Annotated in this window: 22 protein-coding genes; 13 read left to right on the top strand and 9 right to left on the bottom strand. The window is 35.4% G+C overall.

Annotated elements, in window-relative coordinates:
• Positions 1-31: 31 nt before the first annotated feature.
• Together NHF50_RS07585 and NHF50_RS07580 are read left to right on the top strand one after the other, a co-directional pair.
• Complete coding sequence (locus NHF50_RS07585; RefSeq protein ID WP_252777317.1) at positions 32-1,537, top strand: PLP-dependent aminotransferase family protein; 1,506 nt, start codon at positions 32-34, stop codon at positions 1,535-1,537.
• Positions 1,538-1,618: 81 nt separating this feature from the next.
• Positions 1,619-1,795 carry a hypothetical protein gene (locus NHF50_RS07580; RefSeq protein ID WP_170108184.1) on the top strand — a complete coding sequence of 59 codons (177 nt, stop codon included), beginning with the start codon at positions 1,619-1,621 and terminating at the stop codon, positions 1,793-1,795.
• A 65-nt stretch (positions 1,796-1,860) separates the two neighbouring features.
• On the opposite strand, the gene NHF50_RS07575 is transcribed toward NHF50_RS07580, so the two are convergent.
• The 5 genes from NHF50_RS07575 to NHF50_RS07555 all read right to left on the bottom strand — a co-directional run bounded on the left by NHF50_RS07575 (position 1,861) and on the right by NHF50_RS07555 (position 8,341).
• The gene (locus NHF50_RS07575; protein ID WP_109569116.1) at positions 1,861-2,142 is read right to left on the bottom strand and encodes a F0F1 ATP synthase subunit epsilon; all 282 of its coding nucleotides are present in this window, start codon (positions 2,140-2,142) and stop codon (positions 1,861-1,863) included.
• Between the two features lie 73 nt (positions 2,143-2,215).
• On the bottom strand, positions 2,216-3,727 hold the full coding sequence (gene atpD / locus NHF50_RS07570) for a F0F1 ATP synthase subunit beta (protein ID WP_252775558.1): 1,512 nt from the start codon (positions 3,725-3,727) through the stop codon (positions 2,216-2,218).
• 268 nt (positions 3,728-3,995) lie between these two features.
• A complete protein-coding gene (gene glmS / locus NHF50_RS07565; protein WP_109569115.1) occupies positions 3,996-5,843 on the bottom strand; it encodes a glutamine--fructose-6-phosphate transaminase (isomerizing) in 1,848 nt (615 codons plus the stop codon).
• Between the two features lie 6 nt (positions 5,844-5,849).
• On the bottom strand, positions 5,850-7,517 hold the full coding sequence (locus NHF50_RS07560) for a DUF4270 domain-containing protein (protein ID WP_252775557.1): 1,668 nt from the start codon (positions 7,515-7,517) through the stop codon (positions 5,850-5,852).
• A gap of 17 nt (positions 7,518-7,534) precedes the next feature.
• Positions 7,535-8,341 carry a glycogen/starch synthase gene (locus tag NHF50_RS07555; protein WP_252775556.1) on the bottom strand — a complete coding sequence of 269 codons (807 nt, stop codon included), beginning with the start codon at positions 8,339-8,341 and terminating at the stop codon, positions 7,535-7,537.
• A gap of 107 nt (positions 8,342-8,448) precedes the next feature.
• Here NHF50_RS07555 and panC point away from each other — a divergent pair, with 107 nt between their 5' ends.
• From panC to NHF50_RS07520, 7 genes are all read left to right on the top strand, one after another.
• Positions 8,449-9,297 (top strand): pantoate--beta-alanine ligase, encoded by an 849-nt coding sequence (gene panC, locus NHF50_RS07550; RefSeq protein WP_252777316.1) that lies wholly within the window; start codon positions 8,449-8,451, stop codon positions 9,295-9,297.
• Between the two features lie 77 nt (positions 9,298-9,374).
• Entirely contained in the window at positions 9,375-9,725 is a 351-nt protein-coding gene (panD, locus tag NHF50_RS07545; protein ID WP_109569112.1) for an aspartate 1-decarboxylase, read from the top strand.
• 3 nt (positions 9,726-9,728) lie between these two features.
• Complete coding sequence (locus tag NHF50_RS07540) at positions 9,729-10,694, top strand: lysylphosphatidylglycerol synthase transmembrane domain-containing protein (RefSeq protein WP_252775555.1); 966 nt, start codon at positions 9,729-9,731, stop codon at positions 10,692-10,694.
• A gap of 35 nt (positions 10,695-10,729) precedes the next feature.
• Positions 10,730-11,956 (top strand): alpha/beta hydrolase, encoded by a 1,227-nt coding sequence (locus tag NHF50_RS07535; RefSeq protein ID WP_252775554.1) that lies wholly within the window; start codon positions 10,730-10,732, stop codon positions 11,954-11,956.
• 2 nt (positions 11,957-11,958) lie between these two features.
• On the top strand, positions 11,959-13,323 hold the full coding sequence (gene radA / locus NHF50_RS07530; protein WP_252775553.1) for a DNA repair protein RadA: 1,365 nt from the start codon (positions 11,959-11,961) through the stop codon (positions 13,321-13,323).
• Positions 13,324-13,435: 112 nt separating this feature from the next.
• Positions 13,436-14,770, top strand: coding sequence for an ammonium transporter (locus NHF50_RS07525; protein ID WP_252775552.1), 1,335 nt, complete (start codon positions 13,436-13,438; stop codon positions 14,768-14,770).
• A 3-nt stretch (positions 14,771-14,773) separates the two neighbouring features.
• Positions 14,774-15,277, top strand: a complete 504-nt coding sequence (locus NHF50_RS07520) for a nuclear transport factor 2 family protein (protein WP_252775551.1) — start codon at positions 14,774-14,776, stop codon at positions 15,275-15,277.
• A gap of 26 nt (positions 15,278-15,303) precedes the next feature.
• On the opposite strand, the gene NHF50_RS07515 is transcribed toward NHF50_RS07520, so the two are convergent.
• Together NHF50_RS07515 and NHF50_RS07510 are read right to left on the bottom strand one after the other, a co-directional pair.
• Positions 15,304-15,627, bottom strand: coding sequence for a single-stranded DNA-binding protein (locus NHF50_RS07515; protein WP_252775550.1), 324 nt, complete (start codon positions 15,625-15,627; stop codon positions 15,304-15,306).
• Positions 15,628-15,643: 16 nt separating this feature from the next.
• Positions 15,644-15,964 carry a single-stranded DNA-binding protein gene (locus NHF50_RS07510; RefSeq protein ID WP_109569107.1) on the bottom strand — a complete coding sequence of 107 codons (321 nt, stop codon included), beginning with the start codon at positions 15,962-15,964 and terminating at the stop codon, positions 15,644-15,646.
• 184 nt (positions 15,965-16,148) lie between these two features.
• Between NHF50_RS07510 and NHF50_RS07505 the strand changes: the two genes are divergently transcribed.
• From NHF50_RS07505 to NHF50_RS07490, 4 genes are read left to right on the top strand one after another with little or no spacing between them, the layout of a single operon-like run.
• Complete coding sequence (locus NHF50_RS07505) at positions 16,149-17,675, top strand: bifunctional GNAT family N-acetyltransferase/carbon-nitrogen hydrolase family protein (RefSeq protein WP_252775549.1); 1,527 nt, start codon at positions 16,149-16,151, stop codon at positions 17,673-17,675.
• Between the two features lie 15 nt (positions 17,676-17,690).
• A complete protein-coding gene (locus NHF50_RS07500) occupies positions 17,691-18,188 on the top strand; it encodes a DUF6265 family protein (RefSeq protein ID WP_252775548.1) in 498 nt (165 codons plus the stop codon).
• Positions 18,185-18,535: a hypothetical protein gene (locus tag NHF50_RS07495; RefSeq protein WP_252775547.1), complete on the top strand. Its 351-nt coding sequence runs from the start codon at positions 18,185-18,187 to the stop codon at positions 18,533-18,535. Before NHF50_RS07500 ends, NHF50_RS07495 begins: the two co-directional genes overlap by 4 nt.
• Positions 18,535-19,353 (top strand): SDR family NAD(P)-dependent oxidoreductase, encoded by an 819-nt coding sequence (locus tag NHF50_RS07490; protein WP_245896556.1) that lies wholly within the window; start codon positions 18,535-18,537, stop codon positions 19,351-19,353. The genes NHF50_RS07495 and NHF50_RS07490 overlap by 1 nt, the downstream gene beginning before the upstream one ends.
• 289 nt (positions 19,354-19,642) lie before the next feature.
• On the opposite strand, the gene NHF50_RS07485 is transcribed toward NHF50_RS07490, so the two are convergent.
• Positions 19,643-20,173, bottom strand: a complete 531-nt coding sequence (locus NHF50_RS07485) for a hypothetical protein (protein WP_146193396.1) — start codon at positions 20,171-20,173, stop codon at positions 19,643-19,645.
• Positions 20,174-20,247: 74 nt separating this feature from the next.
• A complete protein-coding gene (locus NHF50_RS07480; RefSeq protein ID WP_252775546.1) occupies positions 20,248-21,789 on the bottom strand; it encodes a hypothetical protein in 1,542 nt (513 codons plus the stop codon).
• Positions 21,790-21,994: the final 205 nt, after the last annotated feature.

Genomic DNA, 21,994 nt, shown 5'->3' with positions numbered 1-21,994 from the left:
TTCCGGACTAGCAAAATAGTCCAGTTTGAAAATAACAGATAGTCCGGTTAATGCTTTTTTGAAGGAGAACATTCGTTTTGAAAAAAATAGCGAAACAGCGGTTTATATCCAAATCGCCCAACAAATCATTAATGCTATTCAGCGAGGTTATTTGGCTCGGGGAACTGCATTGCCCGGAACAAGAAGATTCAGTCGGTTATTACAAGTACACCGAAATACTGTTGTAGCGATTTATGATGAATTGGCTTCACAAGGTTGGGTTGAGATAATCCCAAATAAAGGTACTTTTATTTTGGTTCCCGAACAAAAAACCGTAACAATAAAAGCAACGCACCAGCATGTTAGCCCCGTTAATGATTACGCTCCGAAAACAGGTTTCCCCTTTCAATCTTCCTTTCATCTGGCATCTACAGAAGAAGTATCAACTACTAAATATAATATAAATGATGGTCAGCCGGATTTGAGACTGCACCCTGTTCATCAATTTTCAAAATGGTATAGTGCTTCTATGAAACGTAAATCTTTGCTCTCTAAATGGAATCAAACGACAGCTTCAACGCATTCAAATTTTGAAACACAACTGAGCAACTATCTAAATATAACGCGTGGTTTTCACATTCAACCATGTAATATAATGAATACACGTAGCACAGAAATGAGTTTATACATTGTCTCCCAACTGCTCATTCGCCCGGATGATGTTATTCTTGTGGGAAACCTGAGTCATTATGCCGCCAATATGATTTTTCAACAGGCCGGAGCTATCATTAAAACTATTCCTGTTGATGAAAAAGGTCTTGATATTGATTATATCTCAAAACACTTTACCAAAGGCTCTATTCGCTGTATCTATGTTTGTTCTAATCGTCACTATCCTACTACCCGGACGCTGAGTGCTGAAAGACGCCTGAAACTATTAGAATTGGCTAAAAACCATCAATTTGCTATTATTGAAGATGACTTTGATTACGATTTTCAATTTGAAGGTTCAGCCATGCTTCCTATGGCAAGCTCAGATATTAACGGAATGGTAATTTATTTAGGAAAACTGGGACAATCACTGTTTCCTAGCTTTCAAACCGGATTTGTTGTGGCTCCTCAAAATTTAATTACAGAAGCTAAAAACTATTTACAAATGCTGGACCGCCAAGGAGATCTGATTCAGGAACAAATGCTCTCTGAATTGATCCATGAAGGCGAAATTTATCGATTATTAAAGAAAAACATAATGGTTTACAAACAAAGACGTGATCTTCTCTGCAAATGTCTGAATACGTATTTAGGGAAAGCTATTCAATGGAAGAAACCTAACGGAGGACTGGCTGTATGGTTAGAATTTGAACCTAAGATATCTTTGGTTCAATTAACAGAAGAAGCCCGAAAAGAAGATTTGTTTTTACCTAAGACCATTTTATATCAAGATAAGGATACATGCTCTATTCGTTTTGGTTTTGGACATCTGAATGAAGAAGAAATAGAAATTGCAGTTCTAAAATTAAGAACTGCATATAACAGAATTACAAATGTATTGCGATAGAATTTCTGAAATATTCCATTTCAGGCTGAATTATTTTGTGTAGTTTTGATTAGAATTTCAAAGTATCAAAACAGAAATAATATGAAAAAGCAATTTGTTCTTATACTCATCGGCCTTGTATTAGTTTTAGTGGGAATAGCCCTGAAATTAAAATTTGTTGCTTATGCTGATACAATTATTTTAGCCGGAGTGGGCTGTGAAATTGTCTTTTTAGTACTCACAATAAAAAAAGCAATGAGAGAACGGTTTAAAAAGTAAATTTCTTCCAATAAAAAAATCCTATCTTATTCAGATAGGATTTTTATTTTGACTTATGTTAAAGCTTAATCTGCTAAAACAATAATTTTGTTGTCTTGTAACTCAATGGTTCCGGAACTGATCGGCAACCAATAATTCTGCTCGCTTACTTTAGTGAATTTAGAAACAAATTCTTTTTCGATCTTAAAGTTCTGAGCATTGATTTTTATATTCCCTTTAGTTAATAATGACACAATAGGTGCGTGATTGTTTAACATTTGGAATTCACCATTAACACCCGGAACTGCTACTGAAGTAACTTCTCCTTTAAACAATGTTGCTTCTGGTGATACTATTTCTAAAATCATACTTTTCAAATTGATAATTAATAATTGCCAATGGATAATTATTGTCAACTATCAATTGTTTATTGTACATTGATTAAGCTTCTGCTAACATTTTTTCTCCGGCTTCAATAGCTTCTTCGATAGTACCTTTAAGGTTGAATGCTGCTTCCGGTAAGTGATCTAATTCACCGTCCATAATCATGTTAAAACCTTTGATAGTATCTTTAATATCTACTAATACACCAGGAATTCCTGTAAATTGCTCAGCAACGTGGAAAGGTTGAGATAAGAAACGTTGTACACGACGCGCTCTAGCTACGGCCAATTTATCATCTTCTGATAACTCTTCCATACCTAAGATAGCGATAATATCTTGTAATTCTTTATAACGTTGTAAAATCTCTTTTACTCTTTGTGCACAAGCATAGTGTTCTTTACCTAAAACTTCAGGAGTTAAGATACGAGAAGTAGAATCTAATGGATCTACCGCAGGATAAATACCTAACTCTGCAATTTTACGAGACAATACCGTTGTAGCATCTAAGTGGGCGAAAGTAGTAGCCGGCGCCGGGTCAGTTAAGTCATCCGCAGGTACATAAACCGCTTGTACAGAAGTAATAGACCCTCTTTTTGTTGAAGTAATACGCTCCTGCATAGCTCCCATCTCAGTAGCCAATGTTGGCTGGTAACCTACCGCAGACGGCATACGTCCTAATAATGCTGACACCTCAGAACCTGCTTGTGTAAAACGGAAGATGTTATCAACGAAGAACAATACGTCTTTCCCTTGATCTTCACCGGCACCATCACGGAAATATTCAGCAATAGTTAAACCTGATAACGCCACACGAGCACGAGCTCCCGGTGGTTCATTCATCTGACCGAAAACGAAAGTAGCTTTAGAATCTCTCATTCCGTTTTTGTCAACTTTAGTTAAATCCCATCCTCCATTTTCCATAGAGTGCATGAAATCTTCACCATATTTAATAATACCAGATTCTAACATCTCTCTTAAAAGGTCATTTCCTTCACGAGTTCTTTCACCTACTCCGGCGAAAACTGACAGACCTCCGTGACCTTTTGCAATATTGTTAATCAACTCCTGAATCAATACTGTTTTACCTACTCCGGCACCTCCGAACAAACCGATCTTACCTCCTTTTGCGTAAGGCTCAATCAAATCGATTACTTTAATACCTGTAAATAAAACTTCTGTTGAAGTTGATAATTCATCAAATTTTGGCGCTGGTCTGTGAATTGGCAAACCATTAGCACCTTCTTTAGGTAAATTACCTAAACCATCGATAGCATCACCAATTACATTAAATAAACGTCCGAAAACTTCTTGACCAACCGGCATTTGGATTGCAGCTCCGGTAGCCACAACTTCAGTTCCTCTTGACAAACCATCAGTAGAGTCCATTGAAATTGTACGAACGGTGTCCTCACCAATATGTGATTGTACTTCTAAAACTAATTTAGAACCATCAGCTTTAGCGATTTCTAATGAATCATAAATCTTAGGAAGCTCAGCATTTTCAGTGTTAAACACCACATCTACAACTGGCCCGATAATTTTTGCAACTTTTCCTGTGAATTTAGACATTGCTTATGTATTTATTTAATAGCTATTTACCTAATGAAAAACACTTCTATTTTTCAGAGTGCAAAGATAGTTTTTTTAAAAACAATTTTGCAATTTATTTTTTGTGTTTTTTGTAATAAAAATAGAAAAACAAGCAAATTTAGTATAGTTTCTTTTACCTGCTTTCAAAATTTATCTACATCGTTATCGTAAAAGGTTCTTTTTTTACTTATTTCTTTTGCATAATAAAAAAGCGAAACTTAAAGTTTCGCTTTTTTATTATTATTACCTATTCTACAGTTACTGATTTTGCTAAATTTCTTGGCTGATCTACATTACAGCCGCGCATGACTGCAATGTGATACGATAACAATTGAAGAGGTATCGTTGTCAACAAAGGGGTTAAGGCTTCATTCGTTTCCGGTATTTCAATAACATGATCCGCTAACTCTTTTACCTGCACATCTCCTTTAGTTACTACGGCAATAATCTTACCACTTCTTGATTTGATCTCTTGTATATTACTCACTACCTTATCATAATGCCCTTTATTAGGAGCAATAACCACAACCGGCATTGACTCATCGATCAATGCTATAGGACCGTGCTTCATTTCCGCTGCCGGATAACCTTCTGCATGTATATAAGAGATCTCTTTTAATTTTAAAGCACCTTCTAAGGCTACTGGGAAATTATATCCTCTTCCTAAATACAAACAGTTTGTTGCATCTTTATAAATTGAAGCTACTTCTTTTGCCACTTCATTACTTTTCAAAGCTTCTTCCACTTTTTCAGGAATTAACTCTAATTCTAACAAATACCTTTGGTAATCAGAATTTGACATTTTACCGTTTGCTTTCGCCAAACGTAATGCTATTAAAGTAAGAACTGTGATCTGTGTTGTAAAAGCTTTTGTTGATGCCACACCGATCTCAGGACCTGCATGGGTATAAGCTCCCGCATGTGTCTCTCTGGAAATTGACGAACCGACAACATTACAAACACCAAACACAAAGGCTCCATTCTCTTTAGCCAGTTTAATGGCGGCTAATGTATCTGCTGTTTCTCCTGATTGTGAAATAGCTATAACAACATCGTCTTTGTTTATAATAGGATTGCGGTAGCGAAATTCTGAGGCATACTCTACTTCGACCGGTATACGGGCAAATTCTTCCAGCACATATTCAGCGACTAAACCGGCATGCCACGATGTTCCGCAAGCTACTATGATGATCCTTTCAGCATTTAAGAATTTCTCCAGATTATCTTCCACACCAGCCATCTGCACAATTCCTTTATTCGCTAATAAACGTCCGCGATATGTATCTTTAATAACATTCGGTTGCTCATAAATTTCTTTAAGCATGAAGTGCTCATATCCTCCTTTTTCAATTTGCTCTAAATTCATTTGGAGCTCCTGAACATAAGGGTCTACTTCTGAGTCATCCTTAATTTTATGAACTTTAAGCGGTTTATTTAAACGCACAATAGCCATTTCTTCATCTTCTAAATAAATGGCATTTGAAGTATATTCAATAAAAGGCGAAGCATCAGATGCGATGAAAAACTCTTCATCTCCGATCCCGATAGCTAAAGGAGAACCTAAACGAGCTACTACAATTTCATTCGGCTTTTGTTTATCCATCACTGCAATAGCATAAGCACCAACAACCTGATTCAGTGCGATCTGTACTGCTTTTCCTAATTTTACATTTTCCTTTTTCTTAACATCTTCAATCAGATTAACCAAAACTTCAGTATCTGTATCTGATTTGAATGTATACCCTCTTTTTATTAGTTCTTTTTTTATAGGCTCATAATTCTCAATGATTCCATTATGAATAATTACAAGATTCCCCGAATTTGAAAAATGCGGATGAGAGTTTACATCATTCGGAACGCCATGAGTAGCCCAACGTGTATGACCTAATCCTATCTTGCCTTTTAATGTTCCTTCCTTCTCTGCTTTTTCTTCTAAATCTGAAACTTTTCCTTTAGTTTTTGAAAGTTTCAGATCAGTTCCGTCATAAAGCACAATTCCTGCACTATCATACCCTCTGTACTCTAGGCGCTTTAGCCCTTTAATCAAAACAGGATATGCTTCTCTGTGACCGATATAACCAACAATTCCGCACATAAAAAATTAATTAGGTTCTGTATAATAAATTTCGAGCTTTAATCTATTTTCTTCAAGAACACTAGGGTCATTTCCGTAAACTACTGTTCCTAAAGGGTTCATTATACTTGACAAAGGTACTGTTTCAACAGTGAAATCAGCACTCCCGCTTGGAATAGCCACCGGTAGATCAAATGTATTCCTTAAATTATAATTAGCCACATTAGCAATGGTTTCAGTAACTGCTAAGCCTAACCTGATATTCTTAAGATCTTCTATATCTTCACTTTGCAACAAATTATTAATGTAGTACAATAATCTGAATTTGTAAACTGTTCCTACATCATTATCATCAACCTCTAAAATACCTCCAAAAACATATTTATTATATTTAGCATCTGAAGCAGTGGTTGAGTCGTACGTATAATCTAATAAAACAGTATTATTAGTTGCGTCATACAAATAGATTCTTTTAGCCTCTTCATCAAAATTTATTACATCATTAGCTATTGTAAATGTCAAAACCGCATCGTTAACCATCCAACCATGCTCTCTTATTTCATCTAATTCATCTGCCACTCCGTTACCATCGGTATCATCTGTCCCAAACAAATCAATAAATGCCACTGATCCGTTACCCCCTTTTAAATACAACATTGCATCATTTGAATTTGCTGTATTTAAGACATTTTGGTAATTAGTATTATATGTATTGTCTAAAAAATTAACTGTATTTCCGCTTAAATTAAGTTTTAAAGATTTTTTCTTCAAATCAGCACTGGCACTAGCTCTGGAATGATATTGTATCACTATATAGCCCGAAGAAAAATCTAATTTTGCTAATGCACCGGCTGCACCGGAATTAGGTGTTACTTGAAAATACAAACCTCTGAAATACTCTTTAAAGTTATTATTATTAAACAAATCTGTTGAATTAGCTTCTAAAACTCTTGTCAAAAAATGATTTTTATCCAAATCAAGCCACATACCCGGCTTCATTCGTTCTTTAACAACTCTTTGAGTAAGGTCTATAGTTGTATTTCCGTCTGAATTCAAAAAATGACCTTCACCGTCCGTTTCATATACAACAATTTCGCCATTTTGAAATTTAAACTGACTATTCTGAGACGTATTGATTGAAGTATTCAATTGAGCACTTACTAAGTTCCCTTCAATTAAGTTTTTATCATCAGAATAATATCTTTGTATTTCTGAAGGATTTACAGCGTCATAACTTCTTAAGAGATAACCACTTTCATATATTTTCAAATCAAAAGAATCACTTAAATTCCCGTGTATTGAATCAAGGCTGTAAGTATTATTTCCCTCACCGTCAGTATCTTCAAGAGTACTGAAATAAGGGACATATAGATAAACTGAATCGATTGCTTGAATTTCAATATCAATTCCTAAATCCGGGTCTGTACTATTTAATTCCAACTGTGTTACAAAACTGGCCTTAGTTGTACCAAAAACAGGATCTTCAAACACTCCTAAAGCATTTAAAGGCATATTATTAGTCTGCACAGGACCGGTAGCTCTTGTATAAGCCGTCAAGTTCTGAACCGGATATCTGTTAAAATTATAATTTCCGTCGCCTATCAAATCAGCCCCGACAGTGTTAAAATCTTTATCACAAGACACTAACGAAAGTAACATCAACCCTAAAAAACCTAATACTTTTTTTCTTTTCATCCTGACTTTAAAATGTTTTAAAATAAATTCTTTCGAATAAAATCAACGTATTCATCTTTGATTTTATCTTTTGGTTCGAAAGGTAAAAAAGGTTTTTCTGAAGTTTCTATATATTTTGTTAAATTTGGATTCAGCTCTTCTGAACCTATAATTAACGCATCTGAATGATCAATTGTTAACTTCATCAAATTTTCAAACGTAGGATCTTCAACTGTTTTTAAAGCGTTTTCTCCAATAGCATCAAATGCTAATTTATCTTTGAAATTTGTTTCTAATGTGCCTTCGAATCCGGAATTATAAATAGAGCTTACGATTTTAGTATCTGTAAAAATCCCTTCATTTTTATAATAATGTTTCAAATAAACCGGCAACAATGCTGCCATCCAGCCATGTACATGAATTACATCCGGTACCCAATTCAATTTCTTTACCGTTTCCACAACCCCTTTTGCAAAAAAGATAGCTCTCTCATCATTGTCTGTAAAGAAATTCCCTTCTTCATCTGAAAAAGTTGCTTTTCTTTTAAAATATTCATCATTATCAATAAAATAAACCTGAATACGCTCTTTAGGAATTGAAGCAACTTTGATAATTAAAGGCATATCCATATCATTTACCACTAAATTCATCCCTGAAAGACGAATTACCTCATGCAGCTGATGCCTTCTCTCATTAATATTTCCGTATCTAGGCATAAAGATTCGTATTTGCCCACCCAGATCATTAATCATCTTAGGGAATTCATACGACTGTATTGACACTTCATTTTCTGCCAAATATGGCACTACTTCAGATGATACATATAATATCCTCTTGTCTTTCATAATATTTTGTTTATCAAATTGCTCTCAAAAAACATGCAAAATTACAAAAATTTATGGACTTATCCATTAAAATAGTAAGTTTGCACCGCAAACATAATATTTACACGATGTTTATTTTTAACGATAAGGACTCATTAGAAGCTTTTCTAAACCCTTTAATTAATCAAAAAAAGACCATTGGTTTTGTCCCTACTATGGGGGCTCTGCACGAGGGACATCAATCATTAATAAAAAGATCTGTAGCAGAAAACGAAATAACCGTTATTAGCATTTTTGTTAATCCGACTCAATTTAATAACACCGAAGATTTAGAAAAATACCCGAGAACACTTGATCAGGATATTGACAAAGTAAAAGAAATAAATGATCTTATTTTAATATATGCTCCCACAGTAGAAGATATTTATGGTAAATCTCCCATTGCCGAGCATTTTAATTTTGATGGTTTAGAATTACAAATGGAGGGAAAACAAAGACCGGGTCATTTTGACGGAGTAGGAACTATTATCAAAAAACTATTTGCGACCGTTAAACCTACAAGAGCATATTTCGGAGAAAAAGATTTCCAGCAGCTTCAGATCATCAAAAAATTAGTCAGCAAAGAAAAACTACCGGTAAAAATAGTTGGCTGTCCTATCCACAGAGCTTCTAGCGGTTTAGCCATGAGTTCCCGCAACGAAAGACTTTCCGCTGACGCTAAAGAAAAAGCTGCTTTTATTTACAAGGTCTTACAAGAAGCCAAAGAACAATTTCAACAACGCTCTGCAAAAGAAGTAATTGATTTTGTATACACCACTTTTGAGAAAGAACCTGAATTTGAATTGGAATATTTTGAGATCGCAGATGAAGAAACGCTTTTGTCATGCATTGAGAAAGATCCTCATAAAAAATATAGGGGATTTATTACTGCCTTTATCGAAAACATACGATTAATAGATAATATTGCCCTGTATTAAATTAACCCGAATTTCTCAATTCTTTTCTTTTAGTTAAAAAATTACATAATTTATTTGAAGATAATTACCTTTGCACCATGCAAATTCAAGTAGTAAAATCAAAAATTCACAGAGTGACCGTTACCGGTGCCGACCTAAATTACATCGGTAGCATCACCATTGATGAAGCTTTACTAGAAGCTTCTAATATCATTGAAGGTGAAAAAGTTCAAATTGTTAACATTAACAACGGTGAACGATTAGAAACATACGCTATTAAAGGTCCTCGAAATTCTGGTGAGATCACTTTAAACGGTCCTGCTGCCCGAAAAGTACACAGAGGAGATATCGTTATCATTATCTCTTATGGTTTAATGGACTTTGAAGCAGCAAAAACATTTAAGCCTACAATTGTTTTCCCTAACGAGAAGGATAATTCTTTAACTTAAAACTTGAAAAAGTTCAAAAAAATACTTAGTGTATTGCTACCTATTTTATTAGGAGCTATGCTGATAGTATATGAATTTAACAAGTTTTCCGACGATCAGATCGAACAAATGAAACACTCCATCTACGGAGCTGATTACTCTTTCATCTTATTGTCCGGAATTTTATCCTTTTTAGGCTATGCCTTGCGGGCTTATCGCTGGAAATACACTTTGGAATATGTCGGTTATCCGGCAGATTTTAAGTTCAATCTAACCGCTGTAAGCATTGGTTATTTTTTAAATTTAACCATTCCCCGATCAGGAGAAATCTCAAGAGCTGCTCTTTTAACCAAATACAAAGATGTCCCTTTTGACAAAGGCTTCGGAACCATTATTTCTGAAAGAATAATTGACTTTATTGTATTACTCTTATTCATATTAACTGCTGTTTCAATTGAATTCCACACTTTAAAAGCTTTCCTGTTAGAAAACATTCCTCTGAAACCATTAATTATTTTAGGTGTTTTAGGATTTACAGCAGCATTTATCGGGATTTACCTGCTTATCTTTTCAAAATGGAAATTCATTTTAACCATTAAATCAAAGATATCCGGTTTAACGGAAGGCATGTTAAGCGTTTTTAAAATGCCTCACAAATGGATGTTTCTATTCCAGACTTTTTTAATCTGGTTTACTTATATCTTAATGTTCTACTCTGTTGTATTTGCCCTGCAGGAAACCAGAATGATCTCTTTCAATGCTGTAATTGTTGCATTTGTAATCGGCAGTTTAACCATTGCATTTACTAACGGCGGATTTGGCTTTTTCCCTGTTTTGATCGCTAAGATCCTTTTTCTATATAACATTCCCGAAGAATCAGGACAAGCATTCGGCTGGGTTGTCTGGACCTCTCAACTAATCATTACAATTCTTCTCGGAGGAATTGCCTTTTTAATTTTATCAACTTTTACGAAAAAAGAAATTAATTAGTATATTGCTTTTAATTTCTGTAAAAACAACTCCCCATGAGAACAGCACTTTTATTATTATTGTTTTCCATTACTTCTATTGGCTTTTCGCAAACTTTTCGCGAAACCATCGAATCTAAAAAACTAGGTGAAGCCCGAGAATTTAATGTCGTTCTTCCTCCCGGTTACGAACAAAATGTAGATAAAAAATACCCCGTTTTAGTCATATTGGACGGAGAATATCTAGCCAGTCCGTTTACCGGAATTTTAAAATATGGTGCTTATTGGGACGATCTGCCGGAAATGATCGTTGTTTCGGTTTTCCAAAACGGAGACAAACGCTTTCAGGACAGCGAATTTGACGAAGCCGGACTTCCTTCAGGAACGGGAGCCAATTTCTTCGAATTTATCGGCTTTGAATTACTCCCTTACGTTGAAGGGAAGTATAGAACCCAACCTTTCAGAATTATAGCTGGTCACGATACAACCGCCGGATTTTTAAACTTCTATCTGTATAAAGACAACCCCATTTTTAACGGTTATATCTCTTTAGCGCCCGAATTTGCACCCGATATGGAAAAAAGAGTAGCTGACAGATTAGCTGTTATCACGAAACCTATTTTCTACTATCAAGCCTCCGGAGAAGGTGATCTAAAAGAGTTGCAGGAGCGCGCGGCTATTTTGGACCAAAATATCAATGCAATACCCGATAAAAGTTTTAAATACCGTTCTGATATTATCAAAGGAGCTTCTCACTATTCTTTAGTAGCTCAGGCTATACCGCAGGCACTTTATTTCATATTTGACGGTTACCAACCTATTTCAATGGTAGAATTTCAGGAAAAGATCTTAAAACTGGATTCAGGTTATGCTCAATATTTAATTGACAAATACAAAAATTTAGAAGAAAAACTAGGCTTAAAGATACAGCCTCGTCTAACGGATTTTAAAGCAATTGAAGCGGCTATCATAAAAAACAAAGCATATCCGGAACTACAGGAACTTTCAAAATATGCTGAAAAGCAATATCCGAAGACAACTTTAAGTATCTACCACCAAGCATTGTATTATGAAAAAATGGGAGAATACAAAAAAGCCGTTAAAGAATACAAAAGAGCCTTTTCAAGAGAACCTATTCGTGAACTGACTAAAGATTTTATGCTATCCAGAGCTGAAAGCTTAAAAGACAAAGAAGACGACTCTAAAGTAGAAGAATACGCAGAACCACTACCGGAAGAAGGTACAACGGAAGATGGCAGCGAGAAAAAAGAAGGAGAAGAATAAACATGAGTAAAATAAAAACTGCTTTTTTTTGCCAGAAATGCGGCACGTCCTATTCTAAATGGCAAGGCCAATGTTATACTTGCAAAGAGTGGAACACTATAGTTGAAGAAGTAATCCAAAAAGAAGATAAATCCACTTGGCGAACAGCTTCCTCACAAGAAAAAACAAAAAGCAGCAAACCACTTCTCATAAAAGAAATAGACACCACTGAGGAAATCCGGTTAAACACTAATGACAAAGAGTTAAACCGGGTTTTAGGCGGTGGCTTAGTTCCCGGTTCCTTAACTTTATTAGGGGGCGAACCCGGAATCGGAAAGAGTACTCTTTTATTGCAGATCTCACTAAAACTTCCTTACAGAACTCTTTATGTCTCCGGAGAAGAAAGTCAGAAACAAATTAAAATGCGTGCTGAACGTATTTTACCATCTAGCGAGAATTGCTATATTTTAACAGAGACCAAAACACAAAATATTTTCAGACAAATTCAGGAAATAGAACCGGAAATTGTCATTATTGATTCCATTCAGACTTTACAAACCGATTACATTGAATCATCAGCCGGAAGCATTTCTCAGATCAGAGAATGTACTGCTGAATTAATAAAATTTGCCAAAGAAACTAATACACCGGTTATCCTAATCGGACATATTACTAAAGACGGAACTATTGCCGGTCCTAAAATTTTAGAGCACATGGTTGATACCGTTTTACAATTTGAAGGCGATCGAAACCATGTTTACCGGATTTTACGTTCCCTAAAAAACCGTTTCGGTTCTACTGCTGAATTAGGCATTTACGAAATGTTAGGCAACGGTTTACGGGAAGTTGAAAACCCCTCTGAAATTTTAATTTCTCACAAAGAAGAAGCTCTTTCGGGTACGGCAATTGCCTGTACTTTAGAAGGTATGCGCCCGTTAATGATTGAAATTCAAGCTTTGGTAAGCTCTGCTGTCTACGGAACACCTCAACGCAGTGCAACCGGATATAATGCCAAACGCCTGAATATGATTTTAGCTGTTTTGGAAAAACGCGCCGGTTTCCGGTTAGGAACGAAAGATGTTTTCTTAAATGTGACCGGTGGGATTTCTGTTGACGACACCGCTATCGACCTGGCTGTTGTAGCGGCTATTTTATCCTCCAATGAAGATATTGCTATAGAGGAAGGATTCTGTTTTGCAGGAGAAGTTGGACTCTCCGGAGAAATTCGTCCTGTGAATAGAATTGACCAACGAATTCAGGAAGCTGAAAAATTAGGTTTCACGACGATTTTAGTCTCTAAACACAATAAAATTTCACTAAAAAGCAGTAAAATAAAAATTGTATTGGTTTCCAAAATAGAAGATGTCGTAAGCGAATTATTTGGATAACCCTTAAAAAAACACAACAAATATTCTCTTTTTTGTTTTTAAGCGTTAATACCCCTATTTTTTACAGGGGTGTTTCAAAATATTTTTTAGTTTTGTTTAAAACTACTGAATTATGAAAATAGAGAAAAGATGGGTTATTTCTTTTGCTTTGATTACCCTTATTGCTATTACCAGTTTATTTTGGACTGGTTCAAATGATTTAAAAGATCAGTTTCTTTCAGAAGACAACATTAACACTTCTGATGTTGCTTGGCTATTAACCTCTTCGTCTTTTGTCTTGTTGATGACTCCCGGACTTTCGTTCTTTTACGGGGGGATGGTCGGTAAAAAAAATGTCATTTCCACTATGCTCCAAAGTTTTATTTCTTTGGGCGTTGTAAGTTTACTATGGGTAATTGTCGGTTTTAGTTTGTCTTTTGGCTCTCCTATCGGTTTTGAAATCGGAGGAACAACTTATGGATTAATCGGCAATCCATTAGATTTTCTCTTCTTCAACAATGTCTCTTCGTTACCTCATAATGCATTAGCCAGTACAATCCCTTTTGTACTGTTTGCCTTATTTCAGATGAAATTTGCCGTAATTACTCCGGCCATCATAACCGGATCTTTTGCAGAAAGAGTTCGGTTTATTTCCTATTTATTATTTATCTGCTTATTCATTGTTTTTATATATGCACCGCTTTGCCACATGGTTTGGCATCCGAACGGGCTATTAGGAAGTTTCTTCGGGGTTAAGGATTTTGCCGGTGGAACCGTTGTTCACATGAGTGCCGGTTTTGCTGCTTTAGCAGGTGTTTTAGTTTTAGGAAAAAGAAAGAACAGTGAACACATTCCAACCAATATTCCTTTTGTGCTATTGGGAACAGGTATGCTATGGTTCGGTTGGTTCGGTTTTAATGCCGGATCTGCTTTAGCTTCAAACGGAACAGCCGCTATGGCTTTTGCTACAACAACTATTGCTTCTGCTTCTGCTATGGTAACCTGGATATTCTTTGACCGAATCAACGGAAGAAAAGTTTCTGCAATGAATGCCTGCATCGGAGCCGTTGTCGGTTTAGTTGTAATAACACCTGCAGCCGGATTTGTTTCGATTCCTAAAAGTATCTTCTTCGGATTTGCCGCAGCTATTGTTTCTAATCTGATGGTTAACTGGAAAAAATTAAAAGCTTTTGATGATACATTGGATGTTTTCGCCTGTCACGGTGTTGGTGGTATCATGGGAATGATTCTTACTGCTATTTTTGCAGAAGGTGAAAATGCCAGTCTATTACATGGTGGGTGGTCAGTTTTCGGTCATCACATGTTAGCATTGATCCTTGTATCTGCTTTCACCTTTTTCGGAGCTTTACTTTTATATAAAGTAACTAATTTATTTATACCTTTACGCGTATCTGATGAAGCTGAGCGCATTGGCTTAGATTTATCGCAACACGATGAAAAGCTTTAATATATGTTTAAAAAAGGTATTTTCTTTTTAATTATCTGTAGTTTGTTTTCTTTCCAAAAGAACATTTCAGATGATGAAAAGATAAAAAAAGAGATCAACCAAATTTTAGATAACTGGCATGCTGCTGCCGGCAGGGCAGATTTTGATGCCTACTTTCACCTATTGTCTGACGAATCTATTTACATTGGTACTGATGCCAATGAAAATTGGATCAAAAAAGAATTCATGGCGTTTGCCAAACCTTATTTTGACAGGGGAAAAGCATGGAATTTCATAGCTCTTGAAAGACATATTTATTTGTCGCCCGATAAAAAAACAGTTTGGTTCGACGAACTCTTGGATACCCAGATGAAACTTTGTCGGGGAAGTGGTATTCTGATTCGCGAAAAAGGGGAATGGAAGATTAAACATTATGTTCTGTCCATGACAATCCCTAACGAAAATGCTAAAGAAGTAGTAACCATCAAGTCACCTTTGGAAAACAAAATACTAGAAAGTAAAAAATAAAAAAAGCGGTCAATTGACCGCTTTTTTCAATTTCCTAAAAAGGTAATCTCTGTTGCTAGAATTTCTGAAACGTAACAGGTATTTCCCTCTTTATCTTCATAACTCCTATGCGTTAATTTACCCCCAACGGCAATCTTCTTTCCTTTTACTACATATTTCTCAATGATCTCTGCAATTTTCCCCCAAGCAACAACTCTGTGCCATTCTGTTTTTTCTACTTTGTCACCATTTTCCCTGAAATATACTTCATTGGTTGCCATAGAAATATTCGCTAATTTTTTCCCTTCCTCTAAAATCTTTATTTCCGGTTCCTGACCTACATAACCGATTAATTGAACTGAATTTTTCATATCCTTATCTTTTAAATTATTTACCCAGAAACATAACCTCATTAATAACCACTTCCGTTACATAATGTTTAACTCCTTCTTTATCCTCATAGTTTCTATGTGACAATCTGCCTTCAACAGCTAACTCTTTCCCTTTGGTTACATACTGTTCGATAATTTGTGCAGTTTTTCCCCAAGCAACAACTCTATGCCATTCCGTTTGTTGTACTTTTTCTCCTTTAGAATTAGTATAGCTTTCATTTGTGGCAATTGAAAAGCTGGCGAACTTTCCTGATTCTAAATTTTTGATTTCCGGTTCTTGACCTACATGTCCGATTAATTGAACTCTGTTTTTCATGGCGTATAAAAATTAAAATGTTAAAAAATAATTTACTGTCAACAATTACACTGTTTGACGAGGCAAAGATGAAGTGAGCCGCAAAATTTATTCGGTATTTATCTACTTGATTTCGGTTGTAAATAATTGTAACCGTTTGTAAACGGAAAATATTTTTATTATCTTTACTTAAAACCAACACTTTATGCGCCAAGAAATAAAAAAAGTAGAATTAAGAAACTTACAGATCGAAGACTATAAACAATTGCGAAATTCCATGATAGAGGCCTATCCTGATATGGAAAATTCCTATTGGGCAGAGACCGACATCAAAAAATTACTTGATATTTTTCCGGAAGGGCAATTAGTAATTTTAGCAGATGACGTCGTTGTAGGTTCTGCTCTTTCAATTATTGTTCCTGAAAAACTAGCTTATAAAACTCACAACTACAAAGAAGTAACCGGCAATTACAAGTTCACTACTCATACAGAAGAAGGAGACATCTTATATGGTATCGACGTATTTGTACACCCTAAATATCGCGGACTACGCTTAGGAAGACGTTTGTATGATGCCCGGAAAGAATTGTGTGAACAACTGAATTTAAAAGCCATTGTCTTCTCCGGTAGAATTCCACATTATAGTCAATTTGCAAACGAAATGTCTCCTAAAGAATATATTGATAAAGTTAACCGAAAAGAGATATATGACCCTGTTCTGACTTTTCAATTAAGCAATGACTTTCAGCCGGTACGTGTGATGCGGAATTATTTAGAAGGCGACAAACGATCGCAAGAATATGCGGTTTTACTTGACTGGAATAACATTTACTACGAAGAAAACAAAAAACTCATCAATGTTGAAAAAAGTGTCATTCGATTAGGTTTGATCCAATGGCAAATGCGTCCTTTAGCAAATCTGGAAGCCTTATTTGAACAAGTAGAATTTTTTATCGATGCTGTTTCAGGTTATGGCAGTGATTTTGCCATGTTTCCGGAACTCTTCACTGCTCCGCTCATGGCAGATTACAATCACCTGTCTGAAGCAGAAGCCATTAAAGAACTGGCAAAATATACAGAACTCGTTCGCAAGAGAATGCAAGAATTTGCCATATCATACAATATCAACATCATTACCGGAAGTATGCCTTTTGTTGAAGAAAACCATGTGTATAATGCAGGATTCCTTTGTCGTAGGGACGGAACATTCGATATGTATCGCAAGATACACATTACCCCAAATGAAATTTTCCATTGGGGAATAACCGGAGGCAATACCATTCAGACATTTGATACCGATTGCGGAAAGATAGGAATCGTTATCTGCTATGATGTTGAGTTTCCGGAATTATCCCGATTAATGGCTGATCAGGGAATGAATATTTTATTTGTTCCTTTTCTGACCGACACACAAAACGGTTATACACGTGTACGTCATTGTGCACAGGCCAGAGCTATTGAAAATGAATGTTATGTTGCCATAGCCGGATGTGTAGGCAACTTGCCTAAAGTAAATAATATGGATATCCAATATGCACAAGCAGCTGTCTTTACCCCTTCAGATTTTGCTTTTCCAAGCAATGGTGTAAAAGCTGAAGCTACTCCGAATACAGAAATGACTCTGATCGTTGATGTTGACATCGATGTTCTGAAAGAATTACATGAACACGGAAGCGTTCAAACACTCAAGGATCGAAGACATGATCTATACAAACTAAAAAAATTAAAATAATTTAAACTTTTTCCTATGCTTAAGCATTTATTTTCCATCTTATTGCTATTAAGTTTATCTGGTAAAATCATAGGGCAAAACACCCTAACCTATAATGACGAAAAAGGTTCTCCTAAAGCTACTTTACAGGATGTAAAATGGATTTCCGGAACCTGGCGGGGTGAAGCCATGGGAGGAACCTGCGAAGAATTTTGGGATCAACCAAGTGGTAATACAATGCTATTTTGTTTTAAGTTTCTCGAAAATGACAAGGTGATCTTTTATGAGTTAGGACATATTATTGAAGCAGACAATACGCTTTTTTTAGAGCTCAAACATTTCGGCCCTGACCTGAAAGGCTGGGAAAAAGCAGATGAAAAACAAACATTCCGTTTAGTGAAACAAGATGAAAACCGCGTTTATTTTGACCGCTTTACCTTTGAAAAAGTATCCGATAACGAAATAAACATTTATGTTGTTTTTGAGAAATCGGGCGAAGAAATGCTCTTTAACTATAAAAGGGAAAAATCATGAGTAAGACCTGTTTAGAATGCGGAGAAAAAATTGTAGGCCGTGAAGATAAAAAATTTTGTAGTGATAGCTGTCGTAATGCCTACAATAATAAAATGAATAAAGATCATAATAATCTAATGCGGAATATTAATAATAAATTGCGCAAAAATTATCGTATCTTAAATGAGTTGAATCCTGATGGAAAAACAAAAATCAGTCGGACCAAATTACTAAGTAAGGGGTTTGATTTTGAATTCATGACTTCCATTTATCAAACCAAAAACGGGAATACCTATTATTTTTTATATGATCAGGGGTATATGACTATTGAAAATGACCAATATGTTTTAGTAAAAAAAGATTCGTAATGGCAAAATTGCAAAAACAAGTTTCTATATTAGGCTGCGGTTGGCTTGGTTTACCGTTAGCTGAACAATTTCTGGAGCAGGATTACCTTGTTAAGGGCTCCACAACTTCTGTCGCTAATCATGACCTTTTAAAAGGCAAAAACATTATTCCGTACTTAGTAGAATTGAAAGAGAACGAAGTTTTTGGAAATTTTGACCATTTTTTAGACGGTAGTCAGATTCTAATCATCAACTTTCCTCCCCGATTTAAAGCAGATTCCCCTGAAAGTTTAGTAAAAAAAATAGAAAACTGCCTCCCGATAATTGAAAGATCAACGATTGAACATATTATTTTCGTAAGTTCAACTGCCGTATTTCCGGATAGCTTTCCTATGCAAACCATCTATGAAGACACAGCTCCTCACCCAAATAACGAAAGAGGTAAGCAACTCTTAGAAGCAGAGAATCGATTGCGTTATAACACACACTTTCAATCTACCATTATACGATTCGGAGGATTAATAAGTGAAGATAGACATCCTATTTATCACATTGCAGGAAAAAGTAACATTGATAATCCGGAAGCTCCGGTTAATTTAATTCACCGACAAGATTGTATTAACTTTATTTTTCATATTATCAATAATAAACTCTGGAACAAAACCTTAAATGTAGCTTATCCGAAACATCCCAAACGAAAAGATTATTATCCCCAAAAAGCCTTAGAATTAAATTTAGATTCCCTTACTTTTAAAGAAAACTCTATCTCAAAAGGCAAATATATTAGTTGTAAATATTTGCGTGAAAAGTACAACTTTACTTTTCAGTTTATGATTTAGTTTTACAGTCTTATTTTTTGATCCTGCTTTGTTCAGAAATAACCCATTTATTTAGCTGAAGCAGAATTTTTACAATAAAATACGATACATTACATTTTAAAAACAAAAAGTCCCGAAAGGATTTCGGGACTAAATGTTCTTGATAAGAAATAAAATTACTGCTATTAACCATCACAAATATACGACAGCCTGAACCTATCTCGGATACAGAAAAAATGTATATTTTGTTAAAGTTTTATAAAAGAACATAAATTCATAAACCGAATCCATTTCACATTATAAAGTGGCATCATTGTTTCGTCAAAGTGATAAAAGGAGGCAACACCTGTTCTGCTGTCCCGGTTAAACAATCAGTCGTTTTCTCTCCTTTAACAGCATATGCTAAATTCATCTGAGTATTGTTATTCACAACAGCTATTAGTACATAACCGTTCTGACCACATATAAAATCTTCTCCCATATACTCTAAATGATAGGTTTCACCATTTTCATCCAGATAGCTTCCTGTTATCATCATTGGTGAATCATCTAAAAGAGGAGTAGTATCTATAATCACATTTCCGGTAGAAGCATCTGTTATTTTGTAACGGATTATTAATTCATCCATTGCAATTTCTAAAAAAGAAGATGTATATTTCGTAACAACAAATTCATAATTTTTACCATCATAAATTCCAGTCCATGTACCAATATATTTATCAAATAAATTATTTACATCTTTTATATAATATCCTTCAGGAACATCGTAAGGATATGTTATATAATCTTCTATAGGTATTATATTTTGCGAAGATGATATGATTTGTGCTTTACAACCCAATAAGTTGATTATTAAAATGAATATTAATATTATCTTTTTAATCATTATTTCAATTTTAAAAATTATTTAATTTACTAACAGTCTTGAGAAGATACTCCTCCATTTTCATTTAAAAACTTTTCCTTAACCGTTTTACCGTTTATTTTAAAAAGCCTTATACCCTCAATCCCTATCTCATTTTTTAGAAATTTTAAAAAGGCTTTTTCTCTGTTAAGTTTATATTTCTTAAAATATTCCATGTATTTTTTATCCAATGTTTTATTATTCTTTAAAGTTCTTAGATTATTAATATTTGCCAGAACATCCTGAATGTCTCCTGTAAATTTTAATGTATAATCATTTACTGCTGAATACATACTTCCATAAACATCTGACAAAGGTATTCCATTGTTATCAGCATTTTGAAGTAAGATAAGAAATTTAATCACATCACCCGGAGATGGCATTTTTATAGGTTTTACTTCCTCCGGGATTCCATCACCATTACTATCAGGTACCTCATAGCGATTTATATGAGAATGAATATAGCCAATCATATTACTATTTATCGGAATATCTAAAGCATGCCCCCCGTCTGCTGTAAGTTCATTGAAGCTATTATCTGAATTTTGGGAAAAACCTATCTCATGATCGGCATTAAAAGCAGAACTACTATTAACAATATGTTCTTTCTCTTTAAAATCAGAGTTATTCAACTGATCTAAAATTTTTTTACAAGGTGTGATTAGTTCTACAGCAGATTCAACTGCCGGAATAGAAATTATTGCGCCATCACTACAACCTTTGCAGCTATCTCCGGTATCAGAATTATCTCCTGTTGTACCTCCGGTACTGCCTCCGCTGCCACTACCGCCTACACCGCCCGAGGTCTCTACTCCGGTTGTGGTGGTGGTGCTTCCGCTGCCGCCGTCTGTTCCGTCATCGTAGTAATTCCATGTGCATTCGTTAGAGACCAATACCCATTCTTCCGTGTACAGTTCCCCACCTGTGTTGTCGCCCTGATGCGCCGGTACGACTTCCAATGACCATATTTCTACACAACTGTATTCCAGCACCATTTTATTCAACTCACCGCTGTTGAAGACCGAAGTGTCAAAATCTATCGGATAATAACGGGTCGTTGTGTTGTTCAGCGTCGTTTGGGACACAGCATTGTATTCGTACTTTGAAAAACCGTATTCCACAATATACGCATCGTAACTCCCGTCGGAACGTGACGATAGCAAGAGGTTTTCCAAATGGGAAGTGACCAAACTGTCCCGCGTGAGCGGAAAGTTATAGGAATGTTTCCCCGTTGTGGTGTCTTCCACGTATTTCACATAAGCGGTGTTTACGGAAAAGCCGTAGGTTGAATTGTAAAGGATTCGGGAAGTACCTATCGGTGTTCCCGTTCCGGTGGCTTGTGCTTTGGTTTGCCCTGCAATCTTTTGTAATTCGTCCATAACCTTAGCATTGGACAGGATCTGTTCACTATCCAGAACCCGAATGTCAAAACGGGAGGTTGTCAGATTGTAGTTTGTTGTACTTTCCTCATAGTCTTTCTCACAGTTGGTCAACAGCAGCACTAAGAGTCCCGATAAACTTAAGAGCAGTCTTTTCTTTCGTTTTAATTTCATTTAATAAACATTATACCTTTTTATTTCTCACTATGACGGCTGAAAAGGGTTTATGATCCGTTTGGGGCTTAATTCAATTTTTCCGATACATGTATTTTGTAATCGTAAGAAATCGGGATCAAATGTATAGCATTGTTCTTATAACTCGGATACAGGAAAAATGTATATTTTGTTAAAATTTATATTTTATCCATTAAAAAAACAG

Origin of the sequence: Flavobacterium sp. NRK F10, from assembly GCF_024054235.1 — a bacterium.
In the GTDB taxonomy this organism is placed as follows: Bacteria; Bacteroidota; Bacteroidia; order Flavobacteriales; family Flavobacteriaceae; genus Flavobacterium; species Flavobacterium sediminis.
This window is presented reverse-complemented; position numbering and strand designations above follow the sequence as displayed.

Coding starts and splice junctions, on each gene's coding strand:
- NHF50_RS07580 (WP_170108184.1), top strand. CDS start 1,619: ATGAAAAAGCAATTTGTTCTTATACTCATCGGCCTTGTATTAGTTTTA.
- NHF50_RS07575 (WP_109569116.1), bottom strand. CDS start 2,142: ATGATTTTAGAAATAGTATCACCAGAAGCAACATTGTTTAAAGGAGAA.
- atpD (WP_252775558.1), bottom strand. CDS start 3,727: ATGTCTAAATTCACAGGAAAAGTTGCAAAAATTATCGGGCCAGTTGTA.
- glmS (WP_109569115.1), bottom strand. CDS start 5,843: ATGTGCGGAATTGTTGGTTATATCGGTCACAGAGAAGCATATCCTGTT.
- NHF50_RS07560 (WP_252775557.1), bottom strand. CDS start 7,517: ATGAAAAGAAAAAAAGTATTAGGTTTTTTAGGGTTGATGTTACTTTCG.
- NHF50_RS07555 (WP_252775556.1), bottom strand. CDS start 8,341: ATGAAAGACAAGAGGATATTATATGTATCATCTGAAGTAGTGCCATAT.
- panC (WP_252777316.1), top strand. CDS start 8,449: ATGTTTATTTTTAACGATAAGGACTCATTAGAAGCTTTTCTAAACCCT.
- panD (WP_109569112.1), top strand. CDS start 9,375: ATGCAAATTCAAGTAGTAAAATCAAAAATTCACAGAGTGACCGTTACC.
- NHF50_RS07535 (WP_252775554.1), top strand. CDS start 10,730: ATGAGAACAGCACTTTTATTATTATTGTTTTCCATTACTTCTATTGGC.
- radA (WP_252775553.1), top strand. CDS start 11,959: ATGAGTAAAATAAAAACTGCTTTTTTTTGCCAGAAATGCGGCACGTCC.
- NHF50_RS07525 (WP_252775552.1), top strand. CDS start 13,436: ATGAAAATAGAGAAAAGATGGGTTATTTCTTTTGCTTTGATTACCCTT.
- NHF50_RS07520 (WP_252775551.1), top strand. CDS start 14,774: ATGTTTAAAAAAGGTATTTTCTTTTTAATTATCTGTAGTTTGTTTTCT.
- NHF50_RS07515 (WP_252775550.1), bottom strand. CDS start 15,627: ATGAAAAATTCAGTTCAATTAATCGGTTATGTAGGTCAGGAACCGGAA.
- NHF50_RS07510 (WP_109569107.1), bottom strand. CDS start 15,964: ATGAAAAACAGAGTTCAATTAATCGGACATGTAGGTCAAGAACCGGAA.
- NHF50_RS07505 (WP_252775549.1), top strand. CDS start 16,149: ATGCGCCAAGAAATAAAAAAAGTAGAATTAAGAAACTTACAGATCGAA.
- NHF50_RS07500 (WP_252775548.1), top strand. CDS start 17,691: ATGCTTAAGCATTTATTTTCCATCTTATTGCTATTAAGTTTATCTGGT.
- NHF50_RS07495 (WP_252775547.1), top strand. CDS start 18,185: ATGAGTAAGACCTGTTTAGAATGCGGAGAAAAAATTGTAGGCCGTGAA.
- NHF50_RS07490 (WP_245896556.1), top strand. CDS start 18,535: ATGGCAAAATTGCAAAAACAAGTTTCTATATTAGGCTGCGGTTGGCTT.
- NHF50_RS07480 (WP_252775546.1), bottom strand. CDS start 21,789: ATGAAATTAAAACGAAAGAAAAGACTGCTCTTAAGTTTATCGGGACTC.